The organism is Shewanella surugensis (assembly GCF_023284005.1).
Lineage (GTDB): Bacteria > Pseudomonadota > Gammaproteobacteria > Enterobacterales > Shewanellaceae > Shewanella > Shewanella surugensis.
In genome coordinates, this window is record NZ_JAKIKS010000328.1 from 1 (window position 1) to 1051 (window position 1051).

Annotated in this window: 1 protein-coding gene; it reads left to right on the forward strand. The window is 44.8% G+C overall.

Annotated elements, in window-relative coordinates; all coding sequences use genetic code 11:
• Positions 1 to 79: 79 nt before the first annotated feature.
• Positions 80 to 997: an IS5 family transposase gene (locus L2764_RS27335; RefSeq protein WP_248943472.1), complete on the forward strand. Its 918-nt coding sequence runs from the start codon at positions 80 to 82 to the stop codon at positions 995 to 997.
• Positions 998 to 1051 lie beyond the last annotated feature (54 nt).

Genomic DNA, 1051 nt, shown 5'->3' on the forward strand with positions numbered 1-1051 from the left:
GGCGTTGTTGACTAAATCAGGGAACCTATCGTAAATCTTGCGATCAGATCATTATCACTGATTTAAAAAGGCTCCACCGATGGGCAAGGCTAAGAATAAAATCACCAATTGGTCAGACTATAACCGTGCGTTAACTCAGCGCGGCTCCATTACATTTTGGGTGGACAAGTCTGCCATCGAAGCATGGACTTGCACGCAACATCACGGAAATCGTGGTCGAGGATTTCAATTCTCTGACGTGGCGATTGAAACTGCATTAATGGTGAAAGGCATATTTTCCCTACCATTACGCTCATTACAAGGCTTTCTCGATTCCATTTTTTCTCTGATGGATGTACCACTGCGTAGTCCCAATTATTCGAGTATTAGCAAACGAGCCAAAACGGTTGAGATAAAATATCGTAACCCATCGCGAGGTGCTATCCGACATATCGCTATCGATTCTACTGGCTTGAAAGTATTTGGTGAAGGCGAATGGAAAGTTAAAAAACACGGAAGCGAAAAGCGCCGAACGTGGCGCAAGCTCCATCTGGCGGTCGATGTTGATACTCATGAGGTCATTTCTGCTGAAGTTACCCTCGTTAATATCGGTGACAGTGAAGTACTCCCCACATTGCTCAATCCTCTACGCCGGCAGATTTCAGAAGTGTCCGCTGATGGTGCGTACGACACCAAAACGTGCCACAAAGTGCTTAAGCAAAAAAAGATCAAACCTCTCATCCCACCTCGCAAGAATGCAGGGTTATGGGAAACGGGACATCCGAGAAATGAAGCGGTAACGGCACTCAAAGCAGGCGAATTGAAACAGTGGAAAGTCGATACAGGCTACCACGATAGATCCCTATCGGAAACGGGGATGTATCGGTATAAAACACTTACGAGCGGAACACTATCACTGCGCTGTTACGATGCACAAGTTGGTGAAGCCTATGCGAATGTCAAAGTAATCAACAAAGTCATTAGACTAGGTATGCCTGAGAGAAACACCAATATTTAGATTTTTAGCAAAAATGGGGATGATCAAACCTTATATGATTTGATCAACAACGCC